Here is a 14,231-nt window from a genome sequence, read left to right as displayed (position 1 = left end):
CAGGGACTGGTACTCATGAACAAGATGATTTCCTCGACCGCAGCGCTTGCAATAGCAGCAGTTTTGTCGGTTTCAGCTGCAAACGCACGCGAACAGATTCAGGTTTCCGGTTCCTCGACCGTTCTGCCTTACGCTAAGATCGTTGCCGAAACTTTCGGCGAAACCTACCCGAACTTCAAAACACCGGTTATTGAATCGGGCGGTTCGGGCGCAGGCATTAAAGAATTCTGTAAGGGCGTCGGCGAAAACACCATCGATATCGCCAATGCATCGCGCGCTATGAAGGACACAGAGCTCAAGTCCTGCATCGATGCTGGCGTTAAGGACGTTCAGGAAGTTCGTTTCGGTTATGACGGCATCGTCTTCGCAACCGACGCAAAGGGCCCGGATTGGAAGCTTACTCCAGTTGACCTTTACAAGGCACTTGCCGCTAAGGTTATCGTTGATGGCAAGCTCGTAGACAATCCAAACACCAAGTGGAACCAGGTCAATGCGGACCTGCCAGATTGGGACATTGCTGCTTACATCCCTGGCGAAAAGCACGGCACCCGTGAAGTTTTCGAAGAAAAGCTTATGGCTGATGGTTGTAAGGAATCGGGCGCTCTTGCTGAAATCAAGAAGACCGGTCTCGACGACAAGGCTTCGGCTGCTGCCTGTATCGCTGTTCGTAAAGATGGCAAGGCTGTCGACATCGACGGCGATTACAGCGAAACGCTGGCTCGTATCGACTCGAACAAGCAGGGCGTTGGCGTTTTCGGCCTCTACTTCTTCGAAAACAATGCTGACAAGCTCAAGGTTGCAACTGTTAATGGCGTAACACCATCGGCAGAAACCGTAGCTTCGGGCGAATATCCAGTTTCGCGCCCATTGTTCTTCTACGTGAAGAAGGCTCACCTTGGCGTCATTCCAGGCCTCAAGGAATATGTAGACTTCTTCCTGTCGGAACAGATGGTCGGTCCAGACGCTCCGCTTGCTGAATACGGTCTGGTTCCAGCACCAGATGCAGAACGTGAAGCACAGCGCGCTTCGTTTACCGAAGGCAAGGTTCTTGCTGCTAAGTAAGCTTTGAACTGTGGAACGTGGGGATCATTGGTCCTCACGTTCTTTCTCTTTAGCGCTGGTCATATAAGACAGGCGCATTCGCGTGGAAGTGGTTCGACTGCATATTTTGCGTCAATACGCTGCTTCCGCATTGTTTGGGGCAACCGGGGAAATTGAATGTCCTTCTTTCTGGTTCTCGTCAGTGTCGTTGCAATCGGACTGATCGGATTCTTCATAGGCCGACAGCGCGCCGTTGCGATTGACAAAGCGCAGCCTGTAGTCACCACAGGCGCAAGCGCAGAGAAAATGCATTCCCGCCCGCTTTATCATGGCTGGTGGGTTTTCCTTGTTTCCGCATTGCCCGCAATTCTGTTTCTCGCGGTCTGGGCGGTCGGTACATCTGTTTATCTCGACCACACAGCGACAGCGCGTATGCCTGCGGCCGTTGAAGACGGGACTTATTCCGAGCGCAGCTTGCAGCTTGGTATGATCCGCAGTCTGTCAGATGGTTTGCAGAAGCTCACACCTGCTGAAATCGACAGCCTGCCGCAGACCTACGCGCAAGCGCGTGACATTCTTGGCTCAAAGGGCGTAGCACTTGCGACCGAAGGTCAGGACTATATGGTCCCGGTTGCAATCTTCCTCGATAAAGCCAGCAAAATTTCCCACACCGTTGGCAGCGCGATTGCTTTAGTTATCGCGATTGCAGGTCTGATTTTCGGCCTTTCCGGCATTCGCCGCCGCACCCGCGCCCGCAACAATGTCGAACGCATTGTGCTGTGGGGTTTGATTGCCGCTTCTGGCATCGCAATTCTCACGACCATCGGCATCGTATTCTCTGTTCTGTTCCAGACAGTGAGCTTCTTCCAGTCGATTGCACCGATGGACTTCTTCTTCGGCACCGTTTGGGATCCACGCTTTGCAGCGGCAGGTTCGGGCGGTGAAGTTGGTCAGTTTGGTCTGATCCCGCTTCTTGCTGGTACACTCTATATCGCGTTTGTCGCCATGTTGTTTGCGGTGCCGGTTGGCCTGTTCTCAGCAATTTATATGGCCGAATATGCATCGCCAAAAGTCCGTACAGTGATCAAGCCGGTGCTTGAACTTCTGGCCGGTATTCCGACCATTGTTTACGGCTTTTTCGCACTGATAACGGTTGGACCGTTCCTGCGTGATCTCTCGATGGCAATCGCTGGTGGTCAGGGCTTTATCATGGCGCAGAGCGTGCTGACCGCTGGTCTTGTCATGGGCGTGATGCTGATCCCGTTTGTGTCGTCGCTGTCCGATGACATTATTACGGCAGTGCCCGGTTCGCTTCGCGATGGCTCGCTCGGTCTTGGTGCAACACGTTCTGAAACAATCAAGCGTGTTGTTCTCCCTGCAGCACTTCCGGGCATTGTCGGCGCACTTCTGATGACGGCCTCGCGTGCGATTGGTGAAACCATGATCGTGGTGCTTGCAGCCGGTGTTGCAGCCCGTCTTTCTGCCAATCCGTTTGAAGCGATGACGACGATCACCGTTAAAATCGTCAGTCAGCTCACAGGCGATCTCGAGTTTGATTCCCCGCAGACACTCGTTGCCTTTGCGCTGGGTCTTACGCTTTTCGTCCTGACGCTGATCATGAACATCTTTGCGCTCTACATCGTCCGCAAGTACCGGGAGCAGTACGAATAATGACCGATTCAACATTGAATGCCGGCACTGCTGTAACAAAGCCTGAGCGCCGCGATATCGGGATCAAGCGTCGCTACGCTGCTGAACGTCGCTTCCGTCTCTATGGCATCATTGCCATTGCGATTGGTGTGTTCTTCCTCTGCGCGCTTTTGTTCTCGGTTTTCTCCAAGGGCTATACGGCTTTCGGACAGACAACGATCTATCTGCCAGTCAAACTTGAAGCGAGCGTCATCGATCCGGGCAACAAGCTTGCAACTGATCCGAATGTGCTGATCACCGCCAACTATCCGCTTCTGGTGCGTAATGCTCTGGCTGAAAAGCTCGGCGTTGCAACCACCAACCGCGCAGAAATGCGTGAGGTTGGACGTTTCTTCTCGGATGGTGTGCGCGTTCAGCTTCGCCAGATGGTGATGGATAACCCGTCGCTGATCGGGACGACGCAGACGGTTCCTGTTCTTGCAGCTGCTGATATTGATTCTGCCTATAAGGGCCAGATCGATATTTCGGTGCCTGAAGCAAACCGCAAGGTTTCTGATCGCCAGTTTGCGTGGATCAAGACACTGACCGATGAAGGCATTATGAGCGAAGCCTTCAACTGGGGCTTGTTCACGAATGGGGCATCCAGCCGCCCTGAAACTTCGGGTCTCGGCGTTGCGCTGGTCGGCTCTTTCTACATGATGATGATCGTGCTGGTTCTCGCACTGCCTATCGGTGTGGCCGCTTCGATTTATCTAGAAGAATATGCCAAGAAGAACCGTCTCACCGATATTATCGAAGTCAACATCAACAATCTTGCTGCTGTTCCGTCGATTGTGTTTGGTCTGCTTGGCCTTGCTGTCTTCATCAACTTCTTCAACTTGCCGCGTTCAGCTTCGCTTGTCGGTGGTCTGGTGCTGACGCTGATGACGCTTCCAACCATCATCATCGCGACACGTTCAGCACTTCGCGCAGTTCCACCTTCGATCCGTGCGGCAGCGCTTGGGCTTGGTGCATCGAAAACACAGATGGTTTTCCATCATGTGTTGCCGCTTGCAGCGCCTGGCATTCTGACCGGAACGATCATCGGTCTCGCGCAGGCACTGGGTGAAACCGCACCGCTACTTCTGATCGGTATGGTGGCCTTCGTTGCCAATATGCCTGCAACCCCGATGGATCCTGCCACGGCTTTGCCAGTGCAGATTTTCATGTGGGCCAATGAAGCTGAGCGTGCCTTTGTGGAACGGACATCAGGCGCTATCATCGTCCTGCTCCTGTTCCTTGCGGTCATGAACATCTTAGCAATTATTCTGCGCCGCCGCTTTGAGCGCCGCTGGTAAACGGGAGAGAAATGATGAATCTCATGACTGAACGATCTCTCGAAAAAGCCGTAGGAGAAAAAATGAACACCAACGCCCCTTCGATTAAAATGCGTGGCGACAAGGTCTGTGTGTTCTATGGCGAAAAACAGGCTCTGTTTGAAGTCGATCTCGACGTGCCGGAAAAGATGGTTACAGCGTTGATCGGCCCATCGGGTTGCGGCAAGTCGACCTTCCTGCGTTCGCTGAACCGCATGAATGACACGATTGAAGGCTGCCGTATCGCAGGCAAGATCACGCTCGACAATGAAGACATCTACGATCCGAAGATCGACGTTGTCGAATTGCGCGCTCGCGTTGGCATGGTGTTTCAGAAGCCAAATCCGTTTCCGAAGTCGATCTTTGAAAACGTGGCTTACGGCCCGCGCATTCATGGTCTCGCACGCAACAAGACCGATCTCGAAGAAATCGTTGTCACAAGCTTGAAGAAGGCCAGCCTTTTTGAAGAAGTGAAGGATCGCCTGCACGACGCAGGAACCGGCCTTTCCGGTGGTCAGCAGCAGCGTCTGTGTATCGCACGCGCCATTGCTGTCAGCCCTGAAGTGATCCTGATGGATGAACCTTGCTCGGCTCTCGATCCAATCGCAACCGCAAAGGTTGAAGAGTTGATCGACGAATTGCGCCAGAACTACACCATCGTCATCGTGACACACTCGATGCAGCAGGCAGCACGCGTCTCGCAGCGCACGGCGATGTTCCATCTTGGTAATCTGGTGGAAGTTGGCGACACGGATGTGATGTTCACGGCACCGACCGAGAAGCGCACGCAGGACTATATCACTGGTCGTTTTGGCTAAACAATATTTCAGCAAAAGCGCGAGCCGATTGCGGTTCCGCTTCCTGCGTTTTTAATCGAGAGGTCTATTATGGCGTCCCAGCATACTGTTAGCGCATACGACGAAGAACTTCAGTTCCTGACCCACAAGATCGCCGAAATGGGCGGTCATGCGGAACGCATGGTCGAGCAGTCGGTTGCAGCAATTGTCAATGCCGACAACGCACTCGCACAGCGCGTTATCTCTGACGATCTTATCCTTGATGCAAGCGAGCGCGAGATCGACGACAAGGCCGTTATGATCATTGCTAAGCGTCAGCCAATGGCTGTCGATCTGCGTGAAATCATCGGATCAATCCGTATCTCTGCTGATCTTGAGCGCGTGGGCGATCTTGGCAAGAATATCGCCAAGCGCGTTGCTGCGGTTTCAGAATCGCGTCAGCCGGGCAAGCTTTATCGTGGTCTCGAAACTCTCGCTGAGCTGGCTCTGACACAGTTGAAAGACGTGCTCGACGCTTATGCAACGCGCTCGGTGCAGCAGATCAATGTCGTCCGCGACCGCGATGACGAAATTGACTCGATGTACACTTCGCTGTTCCGTGAATTGCTGACCTATATGATGGAAGATCCGCGCAATATTTCGGCCTGCACGCATCTTCTGTTCTGTGCCAAAAACATTGAGCGCATTGGCGATCATGCAACCAACATCGCAGAAACGGTCTATTACATCGTAACTGGCCTGCAGATGCCTGCAGAACGCCCGAAAGAAGACCTGAGCCACGGTATTGTCGTGGACGAGGCGCGTAAATCCTGAAAACATGGCTTGCTGTAAGCATGCAGCGAGCCATTTGCATATGTAAGAAAACGCGGCGGCACGCGGCTGAACGGGGGAGTTGTATGTGTCGCCACGCTTAACTCAATAGGAAACATTGCATGTCACAGGCACCCAAGATTGCTGTGGTTGAAGACGAAGAAGCGCTGAGCGTTTTGTTACGCTATAATCTGGAAGCCGAAGGCTATCACGTTGATACGATCCTGCGTGGTGATGAAGCCGAGATTGCACTGCGTGAAAACGTGCCGGATCTTCTTATCCTCGACTGGATGCTGCCGGGTGTTTCGGGTATCGAATTGTGCCGACGTCTGCGTCAGTGGCCGGAAACAGAACGTCTTCCGGTGATCATGCTAACCGCACGCGGCGAAGAAAGCGAACGTGTTCGCGGCTTGAGCGTCGGTGCTGATGACTATGTGGTCAAGCCATTCTCGACACCGGAACTGCTGGCACGTGTTAAAGCCATGCTGCGCCGTGCCAATCCAAGTGTTTTATCGCATGTGCTTAAAGTCGGCGAGCTGGTTCTCGACCGTCAGCAGCACCGGGTATATCGCAAGGAAAAAGAAATTCGTCTTGGACCGACAGAGTTTCGCTTGCTGGAATATTTCATGATGTCGCCAGGCCGCGTGTTCTCGCGCAGTCAGTTGCTTGATGGTGTCTGGGGTCCGGATATTTACGTCGATGATCGCACGGTCGATGTGCATGTCGGACGTCTGCGTAAAGCGATTAATATTGGTCGCACGCTTGATCCGATCCGCACGGTGCGCGGCGCGGGCTATTCGTTCGGCTAATCGTCAGAGTTCACGGAACGCGTTATAGATGGCTCGTTGCCTGAAAGGCATCGGGCCATTTTTGTTACGAAATGCATCATTCCGATTCGTGTTCTTGATGAAAATGCGTTCCATAACGGCTCGCATCACACGATGTTACAGTTCATTTCAAAGATTTGACTGAAAGCGAAGGTGATGCTCGTGAGAGGAGCATGTTCTGATTTTTTCAGCGCCGATTTCTGTGGCTTAGCAGGATTTTACAGCATCAACGAATTAAGGCAGCTCTATGGTGCGCGCTGCATCGCAATTGAATCGCGTGTAATCAATACCTTATAAGATTTGAGCAGTTGCGTTAACGATTTGTTAATAATTTAGAAGGGTTTAGCTTTGGATATTGATCTCGGATTCGATGTGTTGAGTCTTTGTGTTTCAATATCATCCCGAATTTGAAATATGATTTTTTGCCTTGTTTTTGCCGAAAAATTCTTAATTCTTGCACTCTAAGAAGATTAGCAGAACGTTTGAATTTTAATTTTCGTTCGATTTGGCTTGAACGCCAGTCTGATTTTGCAGCGCCTTTAAGGCGCTCTAAAAGCTAAAACAGACTGGATCAGTTAAGGGTCGTAATGATGCGCCTAATTAAGAGATTGAGCCGTTGACGCGCGCTCGTAAATGGAAACTGCCGGTTATTCTTGGTCTGTTCGTAGCACCTTTTTTGGTGACGGGCTGCACGACGACTGGCGGTACGAGCAAGACCAAGACCGAAAAGACAGCGGCTGTAAGCCACGTTAAGTCGGTCAATGGCGTGAAGACTTTCACTTACACAGCGAGAGATCGTGAGTGTCTTGAACGCGCGATGTTTTTCGAATCGAACCGTTCAAGCTCCGATGGTCTTATGGCCGTCGGTACGGTCGTGATGAACCGTCTCGCATCGGGCAGCTATCCTGATACGATCTGCGGCGTTGTTGGGCAAAAGAACCAGTTTGCGCCGGGCGTTCTGACCCGCAAGATGAATTCCAAAGCTTTGCCAGATGTTCAAGCAGCTGCTGATGCAGTTCTTAAAGGCAAGCGTCATCCATCTTTGAAGAACTCGATGTTCTTCCATACTGCAGGGCTCAAATTCCCTTACAACAATATGCATTATGTGCTGGTTGCAGGTGGAAACTCCTTCTACGAGAAGCGTGGCCGTGACGGCGAATTGCAGAACCCGGTTCCACAGACGCCTTACAATCTCGCCTATGTATCAACACCACAATCGCCATCGATGCCGGATGGACCATTTTACAACGTGACCACGCAGCAGGATGGAACTGTTCCGGAAGCACAACCAACGGTTCAGGTTGCTCTGGCTGAGGCTGCAAAGACGGCAGAGACGCAGCAGAATGGTGGCGTTGGCCCACAGGCGCGCGGTGATCGTCTGGCAACCTTGCCTGTGACGCCTGCTGAAAAGCCAGTTCTGACTCAAGTTGCAAGCTATCAGCCGACTTTCGATGAAACGGCACCAGCGGAACAGAATGCATCCCTGGCATATACCGCCGATAAGAAGCATGTTGATGCAATTGGTGCGATGCTTCTCGCGCAGGATCGCCCGCAATCACCGCTCTGAAGTTGAGCTGATCGCAGAATAAAAAAGCGCCCCAAAGGGCGCTTTCTTATTTTACAGGCACTGCTACCGGAACGGGCTGATAAATCACCATCGGCCTGTCGTAAAAATCGGCTCTGTTTTGCCATTCACGCCGATCCGCGCGGCGGTCGAGATCAAGCCGCATCAGACAATTCGCAAAAGCATCCGATTTCTGTTTGAAACCATAGCCGCGGCAGGTCTGTTCATCTGCCGCGCGGCGCTGTTCAGGTGTCATGGTTTGACAGCCTGCAAGCAGCGCTGCAATACCGAGGATTATAAGCACGCTTTTCTTCATAGCCGTTGCTCTCATTGAATAAAAAAATCGACCGCATGATCAATATAGCGCAATAGCAGTAAAAAGAGTGGTGAAATTATGCCTTCTGATACACTGCCGCTGATTCTATCAAACACAAGGTTTGCAGCCCTATGGCACATGACAATAAAGCTCCCGTCATCGACCCGGTAAAACTCGAACGTCTGGCCGAAGTTGCCGTGCGCGTTGGCTTGCAATTGCGTGAAGGGCAGGATCTTGTCATTACGGCACCAGTTGTTGCGCTGCCGCTTGTGCGTTTGATTGCGAAACACGCCTATAAGGCTGGCGCAGGTATCGTGACGCCATTCTTCTCTGACGATGCCATTGCGCTGGCACGTTATGAAAATGCATCGGACGAAAGCTTTGATCGTGCAGCCGACTGGCTCTATGAAGGCATGGCAAAGGCCTATTCCAATGGTGCAGCCCGCCTTGCGATTGCAGCCGACAATCCGATGCTCTTGTCTTCGCAGGATGCATCAAAGGTTTCGCGTGCCAACCGCGCCAATTCCAAAGCCTATCAGCCCGCACTGGAAAAGATTGCAGGCTTCGACATTAACTGGAACATCATTTCCTATCCGAACCCGGAATGGGCGAAGCTGATGTTCCCGGATGATGCGCAAGACGTTGCGGCCCGCAAGCTTGCGGATGCGATTTTCGCAGCCTCCCGCGTTGATGTGGATGATCCTGTCGGTGCGTGGGCCGCGCACAATGCGGCATTGCGCACCCGCACGCGTTTGCTTAACGGCAAGGCTTACAGCGCGTTGCATTTCAAGGGACCGGGCACTGATCTGACGGTTGGTCTTGCCGATGGTCACGAATGGCATGGCGGCGCATCCACAGCGAAAAACGGCATCACCTGTAATCCGAATATCCCGACCGAAGAAGTGTTCACCACACCGCATGCGCTCCGCGTCGATGGCTATGTGTCGAGCACCAAGCCGCTGTCGCATCAGGGTACGCTGATTGATAATATCTCGGTGCGTTTTGAAGACGGACGCATTGTTGACGCCAAGGCGAGCCGTGGTGAAGAGGTTCTCAACAAAGTGCTGGATACTGATGAAGGCGCACGTCGTCTGGGCGAAGTGGCACTCGTTCCGCATTCTTCACCAATCTCGCAGAGTGGGCTTCTCTTCTATAATACGCTGTTTGATGAAAATGCAGCAAGCCACATCGCGCTCGGTCAGTGCTATTCGAAATGCTTTATCGATGGCGCAAAGTTGACGCCTGAGCAAATTAAAGCGCAGGGCGGCAATTCGAGCCTGATCCATATCGACTGGATGATCGGTTCAGACAAGATTGATGTTGATGGGGTCAATGCCGATGGCAGCCGCGAGCCTGTCATGCGTGGCGGCGAATGGGCCAACTGATTTTACAAAGGCCGGGAGTTTCCCGGCCTTTTCTTTGTAGTTAGAGGACTATCCGTTTTGATGTTATGACGTGCCGAAAATTGTGGATCTCGAGAACTGGAGCGGAATGTACTTAAAGGTACATGAGCACCGGAAACGCAGAAAAACGCCATTTGCAGGCCGTCAGAGCGTCAAAATCAGTTCTTTTCCTGAACGTGGGCTTCCAGGAACCATAGCGCCTTGTCGAGGCTGCGCGACGCGGCTGTGAAAATATCGGCAGTGGTGTCATCACCGGCTTCGTCTGCATCTCGGATAGACTGGCGCACGAGGTTGGCGACATCACCGTAACGCTCGATCAGCGCTGCAAGATGGTCGTGCACGGCATAAATATCGGTTGGATAGGCCTTGAGCTTGGAGTCTTTCGCGACAATCTGCGTTGTGCCATAGGCGGTTCCGCCAAGCTGAACAGCGCGTTCTGCAATCGTATCCACGTGATCGTCGAGATCAGTGCGGAATGTATCGAGCAATTCATGCACAGCGATAAACTGCGGTCCCTTGAGGTTCCAATGCGCCTGCTTCGTGATGAGGGCAAGATCAATGGTCGCAGCCAGATTTTCGTTCAGCAGCGCGATCATTGTGGTCTTGGTATTGGAGGGAAGATCGTTGCGGGTTGCATGCATCGACTTCTTGGACATTTGATCCTCATATCCTTTGCACGATCCGACTCATATCACAGTGATTGGGACATCACTGAGCGAAAGCAGATTTGCTTTCTGAAACCGCCCCCGCCGGATCTCAATGTAAGGCCGGTTTGGATAGGGTAATTCAATTCCGCCCCGCATCCAGCATTAAAACGCTCTGCACCGCATTTTGTTCCCGAAAACGCTGATAAATTTGGCACAATTCATGTGTTTTGCTTGTGGCATAACGAATTCTGATTTACCCGATGGCTTATGAAGATACTTGCCCTTGATACCGCTTCTTCCTGGTGTGCTGCCGCAATCTATGATTTTGGCACCGACACGGTTCTCGCTGAGGTCAGCGAGAATATCGGCAAAGGACATGCCGAAGTCCTGATGGACTATATCGGGCGCGTGACGGCTGAAGCCGGAATTGCCATGGCCGATCTTGATCGCGTGGCTGTCAATATTGGTCCGGGTTCGTTTACTGGTGTGCGGATTGGCGTGTCGGCAGCGCGCGGTTTTGCGCTGGCGCTGGAGCGTCCGGCAATCGGTGTCAGTGCATTCGATGCGCTTGCATCGGAAGTGGCGATCAGCCATCCGGGTCAGCCGGTTCTGGTGCTGCTTGAAGCGCATCGCGGCGAAATCTATGCGCAGGGCTTTGATGCCGAGAGTTTGGCTGTCACCAGCCCAATGGTACTGCCGCGCGATGAAGCGCTGATGCTTATCCAGCAACAATCCTCAGAGACGGTGCTTGCTGGTTCTGCCGCAGATGCGCTCAATGAGATTCTGGCCGGAACATTCAGCACGGCACGCGTTGAACCGACGGCACGGATCGGCACTTATGCGAAGCTTGCAGCATTGCGCGAACCGGGCGAAGCGCCGAAGCCGCTTTACATGCGCGGACCTGATGTGAAGCCGCAGACTGGTTTTGCGCTGCCGCGTAAGGCAGGCGGAGAATAAGATGCTGGGCTTTTCGCTCCCACGCTTTGGCCGCAAGCCTGTTTCGGTCGAGCCGCTTAGCGCGAAGGACTGCGGAGAAATTCACCGCGTTCATGCGCTGGCTTTTCATCACAGCTGGAGCTCCGACGATTTCCGCTCGCTGATCGCACAGGATAACGTGTTTGGCTTTGTGGCGCGGCCTGAAGGCAAGCCCGGCAAAGCATACGGCTTTGTGCTGGCGCGACTGGTTGCAGGTGAGGCGGAAATCTTGACGATTGCGGTTTCCGATGAGGTGCGTAAGCAAGGCGTTGGTCGCTCATTGATGGATGCGGTGCTGCGCTATCTTTATCAGGAACGGGCGGAAACGCTGTTTCTGGAAGTCGATGAAAACAATGTTGCGGCACTCGCTCTTTACCGGCGGATTGGTTTCAACAAGGTCGGTGATCGTCCAGCCTATTATGAAACAGAAAATGGTCGTTCATCGGCTTTCATTCTGCGGCGCGATCTCGTGAGGCCGCAATGATTGGCGCAATCCGCATCATTTTAGTGGTTGTGGCGATGGTGGCTCTCAGCCTGTCGCTCATCCCGTTTCAATATGTGTTTTTGAAACTCAAAAACACTTGGAAGCGTCGTCTGCCGAATTTCTTTCATCGTATTATTGCACGGTTGTTCGGCTTCCGCATTACGATTGTTGGTGAAATGCCGGAAGGCAGACCGCTTTTGCTGGTCGCCAATCATACGTCATGGAGCGATATTGTTGTTCTGTCGGCGGCGGGTCAGGTTTCGTTCATTGCAAAATCGGAAGTGAAAAGCTGGCCGGTGTTTGGCTTTTTCGCTGTGCTGCAGCGCACAGTCTTTGTTGAACGCGAACGACGCGGAAAAACGGGCGAACAGACGTCTGACATTGCAAGACGTTTGGCCGATGGTGACGCGATGGTTCTTTTCCCGGAGGGTACGACCTCTGACGGTAATCGCGTCTTGCCATTCAAGACCGCACTTTTTGGGGCTGCACATGCAGCTATTCGTGAGGCGGGTGTGCCAGAAGTGATCGTGCAGCCTGTGGCCATTGCCTATACCGGCATGCATGGCATGGCGATGGGCCGCTATCATCGCCCGATTGCCTCATGGCCGGGCGATGTTCAGTTGATGCCGCATCTCAAAGGCATCCTGAAAGAAGGCGCGATCGACGTTGAAATACGTTTTGGCGAGCCGATTGTGGTGACTGCTGAAACGGATCGTAAGGCACTTGCCCGTACCATGGAAAACCGGGTGAGGGCGCTTTTGCAGACGTCGTTGCATGGTCGCGAAATCGCGGAAGATTAATACCCAATTCTATCGAGTGAAACTCGATAGAATTGGGTGCAGCGCGAGTGGCGATTGAACTTCTTCAAGGCGTGATGCGTTAGCATCTCAGCGCCTTGGTATAAGAGCGTAAGTTTGTCGCCTTTTAATGCCGCGATAAAAACGCTAGATAGCCGCTATGAGCGAAAACATGACCGATATTCAAAAAGCATCAGATGGCAGCAACACACGTAAGGTCTTTGTGAAGACCTATGGTTGCCAGATGAATGTTTATGACAGCCAGCGTATGGCCGACAGCCTAGCCTCTGAAGGCTATGTCACGACGGACACTCCCGAGGATGCCGATCTGGTGCTGCTCAACACCTGTCATATTCGCGAAAAGGCATCGGAAAAGCTTTATTCAGCGCTGGGTCGCCTGCGCAAGATGCAGGACAAGCGCGGACCCAATGGCAAGGAACTGACCATTGGTGTTGCCGGTTGCGTTGCTCAGGCCGAAGGTCAGGAAATCCTGCGTCGTGCGCCCAATGTCGATCTGGTCATCGGACCGCAGACCTATCACCGTCTGCCCAACGCGCTGGCGCGTGTGCGGGGCGGCGAAAAGGTCGTCGAAACTGAATATGCTATCGAAGACAAATTCGAGCATCTGCCTGCGCCGAAGCGCGAAGAAACCCGCAAGCGCGGTGTCTCGGCATTCCTCACGGTTCAGGAAGGTTGCGACAAGTTCTGTACCTTCTGCGTTGTGCCTTATACGCGCGGTTCGGAAGTCTCGCGCAGCGTTGCGCAGATTGTTGCGGAGGCAGAACGCCTTGCCGATAGCGGCGTGCGCGAACTCACGCTTTTGGGCCAGAACGTCAATGCATGGCATGGCGCGGGCGATGATGGCCGCGAATGGGGCCTTGGCGAACTTCTGTTCCGCCTCGCACGCATTCCCGGTGTGGCGCGTCTGCGTTATACGACCAGCCATCCGCGCGATATGGATGATACGCTGATTGCAGCGCATCGCGATCTGCGTCAGCTAATGCCCTATCTGCATTTGCCGGTTCAGGCCGGTTCGGATCGTATTCTCAAAGCGATGAACCGTCGTCACAAGGCCGATGAATATATCCGTCTTGTCGAGCGTATCCGCGAAGTACGCCCGGATATGGCACTTTCGGGCGATTTTATTGTTGGTTTCCCCGGTGAAACCGATCAGGATTTTGAAGATACAATGCGACTGGTGCGCGAAGTGCATTATGCGCAGGCCTATTCGTTCAAATATTCGCCGCGTCCCGGAACACCCGGTGCCGATCTTCCCGATCATGTGGAAGAGGCGGTCAAGGATGAGCGTTTGCAGCGCCTTCAGGCTTTGCTCAATGAGCAGCAATATGCGTTTCAGGATTCGCTGGTTGGTCGTGAGATGGATGTGCTTTTGGAAAAGAAGGGCCGTTTCGAGCGCCAGATGGTCGGTCGTTCGCCGTGGTTGCTACCAGCCATTATCGATGACAATGACGATCAGGTCGGTGAAATTATCCGCGTAAAAATTACGGGGACTGGCACCAATAGTCTTATTGCGCAAAAGCTTGTCTAAGCGCATGATGGGATTA

At 53.0% G+C, this 14,231-nt stretch carries 14 protein-coding genes; 12 read left to right on the top strand and 2 right to left on the bottom strand.

The genetic code is table 11. The features are described 5' to 3' along the window. The first annotated feature begins 15 nt into the window (after positions 1-15). From J2782_RS12210 to J2782_RS12180, 7 genes are all read left to right on the top strand, one after another. Complete coding sequence (locus J2782_RS12210) at positions 16-1,062, top strand: PstS family phosphate ABC transporter substrate-binding protein (RefSeq protein WP_310012876.1); 1,047 nt, start codon at positions 16-18, stop codon at positions 1,060-1,062. Positions 1,063-1,218: 156 nt separating this feature from the next. After that, the gene (gene pstC, locus J2782_RS12205; protein ID WP_310012873.1) at positions 1,219-2,712 is read left to right on the top strand and encodes a phosphate ABC transporter permease subunit PstC; all 1,494 of its coding nucleotides are present in this window, start codon (positions 1,219-1,221) and stop codon (positions 2,710-2,712) included. Beyond that, a complete protein-coding gene (gene pstA, locus J2782_RS12200; RefSeq protein WP_310012870.1) occupies positions 2,712-4,028 on the top strand; it encodes a phosphate ABC transporter permease PstA in 1,317 nt (438 codons plus the stop codon). The genes pstC and pstA overlap by 1 nt, the downstream gene beginning before the upstream one ends. Before the next feature lie 62 nt (positions 4,029-4,090). Then, complete coding sequence (gene pstB, locus J2782_RS12195; RefSeq protein ID WP_250039376.1) at positions 4,091-4,864, top strand: phosphate ABC transporter ATP-binding protein PstB; 774 nt, start codon at positions 4,091-4,093, stop codon at positions 4,862-4,864. A 69-nt stretch (positions 4,865-4,933) separates the two neighbouring features. Further along, a complete protein-coding gene (phoU, locus tag J2782_RS12190) occupies positions 4,934-5,656 on the top strand; it encodes a phosphate signaling complex protein PhoU (RefSeq protein ID WP_250039375.1) in 723 nt (240 codons plus the stop codon). 119 nt (positions 5,657-5,775) lie between these two features. Continuing rightward, positions 5,776-6,462, top strand: a complete 687-nt coding sequence (gene phoB, locus J2782_RS12185) for a phosphate regulon transcriptional regulator PhoB (protein ID WP_187543657.1) — start codon at positions 5,776-5,778, stop codon at positions 6,460-6,462. Between the two features lie 634 nt (positions 6,463-7,096). Beyond that, on the top strand, positions 7,097-8,047 hold the full coding sequence (locus J2782_RS12180) for a cell wall hydrolase (protein ID WP_310012866.1): 951 nt from the start codon (positions 7,097-7,099) through the stop codon (positions 8,045-8,047). 46 nt (positions 8,048-8,093) lie between these two features. Here the strand turns inward: J2782_RS12180 and J2782_RS12175 are convergent, their stop codons facing one another. Further along, entirely contained in the window at positions 8,094-8,360 is a 267-nt protein-coding gene (locus J2782_RS12175) for a lipoprotein (protein ID WP_310012863.1), read from the bottom strand. A 131-nt stretch (positions 8,361-8,491) separates the two neighbouring features. On the opposite strand from J2782_RS12175, the gene J2782_RS12170 reads away from it, so the two are divergent. Next, a complete protein-coding gene (locus tag J2782_RS12170) occupies positions 8,492-9,745 on the top strand; it encodes an aminopeptidase (RefSeq protein WP_310012861.1) in 1,254 nt (417 codons plus the stop codon). Between the two features lie 176 nt (positions 9,746-9,921). Here J2782_RS12170 and dps read toward each other — a convergent pair whose 3' ends face one another. Next, positions 9,922-10,419 carry a DNA starvation/stationary phase protection protein Dps gene (gene dps, locus J2782_RS12165; RefSeq protein ID WP_310012858.1) on the bottom strand — a complete coding sequence of 166 codons (498 nt, stop codon included), beginning with the start codon at positions 10,417-10,419 and terminating at the stop codon, positions 9,922-9,924. A 258-nt stretch (positions 10,420-10,677) separates the two neighbouring features. Between dps and tsaB the strand changes: the two genes are divergently transcribed. The 4 genes from tsaB to miaB all read left to right on the top strand — a co-directional run bounded on the left by tsaB (position 10,678) and on the right by miaB (position 14,215). Then, entirely contained in the window at positions 10,678-11,367 is a 690-nt protein-coding gene (tsaB, locus tag J2782_RS12160; protein ID WP_310012853.1) for a tRNA (adenosine(37)-N6)-threonylcarbamoyltransferase complex dimerization subunit type 1 TsaB, read from the top strand. Position 11,368: 1 nt separating this feature from the next. Next, positions 11,369-11,869, top strand: coding sequence for a ribosomal protein S18-alanine N-acetyltransferase (rimI, locus tag J2782_RS12155; RefSeq protein WP_310012851.1), 501 nt, complete (start codon positions 11,369-11,371; stop codon positions 11,867-11,869). Then, positions 11,866-12,669, top strand: a complete 804-nt coding sequence (gene olsA / locus J2782_RS12150; RefSeq protein WP_310012846.1) for a lyso-ornithine lipid O-acyltransferase — start codon at positions 11,866-11,868, stop codon at positions 12,667-12,669. The genes rimI and olsA overlap by 4 nt, the downstream gene beginning before the upstream one ends. 157 nt (positions 12,670-12,826) lie before the next feature. Then, on the top strand, positions 12,827-14,215 hold the full coding sequence (gene miaB, locus J2782_RS12145; protein WP_310012843.1) for a tRNA (N6-isopentenyl adenosine(37)-C2)-methylthiotransferase MiaB: 1,389 nt from the start codon (positions 12,827-12,829) through the stop codon (positions 14,213-14,215). Positions 14,216-14,231: the final 16 nt, after the last annotated feature.

This window comes from Brucella pseudogrignonensis, assembly GCF_031454375.1.
GTDB classification, from domain to species: domain Bacteria; phylum Pseudomonadota; class Alphaproteobacteria; order Rhizobiales; family Rhizobiaceae; genus Brucella; species Brucella pseudogrignonensis_A.
Note: the sequence above shows the minus strand (reverse complement) of the source record. Positions and strands in the feature narration are given on the sequence as shown.

Bases quoted from the DNA above. Each gene is read 5' to 3' on its own strand.
- olsA (WP_310012846.1), top strand. From the start codon at position 11,866: ATGATTGGCGCAATCCGCATCATTTTAGTGGTTGTGGCGATGGTGGCT.
- pstA (WP_310012870.1), top strand. From the start codon at position 2,712: ATGACCGATTCAACATTGAATGCCGGCACTGCTGTAACAAAGCCTGAG.
- J2782_RS12175 (WP_310012863.1), bottom strand. From the start codon at position 8,360: ATGAAGAAAAGCGTGCTTATAATCCTCGGTATTGCAGCGCTGCTTGCA.
- pstB (WP_250039376.1), top strand. From the start codon at position 4,091: ATGAACACCAACGCCCCTTCGATTAAAATGCGTGGCGACAAGGTCTGT.
- dps (WP_310012858.1), bottom strand. From the start codon at position 10,419: ATGTCCAAGAAGTCGATGCATGCAACCCGCAACGATCTTCCCTCCAAT.
- J2782_RS12210 (WP_310012876.1), top strand. From the start codon at position 16: ATGAACAAGATGATTTCCTCGACCGCAGCGCTTGCAATAGCAGCAGTT.
- rimI (WP_310012851.1), top strand. From the start codon at position 11,369: ATGCTGGGCTTTTCGCTCCCACGCTTTGGCCGCAAGCCTGTTTCGGTC.
- pstC (WP_310012873.1), top strand. From the start codon at position 1,219: ATGTCCTTCTTTCTGGTTCTCGTCAGTGTCGTTGCAATCGGACTGATC.
- miaB (WP_310012843.1), top strand. From the start codon at position 12,827: ATGAGCGAAAACATGACCGATATTCAAAAAGCATCAGATGGCAGCAAC.
- J2782_RS12170 (WP_310012861.1), top strand. From the start codon at position 8,492: ATGGCACATGACAATAAAGCTCCCGTCATCGACCCGGTAAAACTCGAA.
- phoU (WP_250039375.1), top strand. From the start codon at position 4,934: ATGGCGTCCCAGCATACTGTTAGCGCATACGACGAAGAACTTCAGTTC.
- phoB (WP_187543657.1), top strand. From the start codon at position 5,776: ATGTCACAGGCACCCAAGATTGCTGTGGTTGAAGACGAAGAAGCGCTG.
- tsaB (WP_310012853.1), top strand. From the start codon at position 10,678: ATGAAGATACTTGCCCTTGATACCGCTTCTTCCTGGTGTGCTGCCGCA.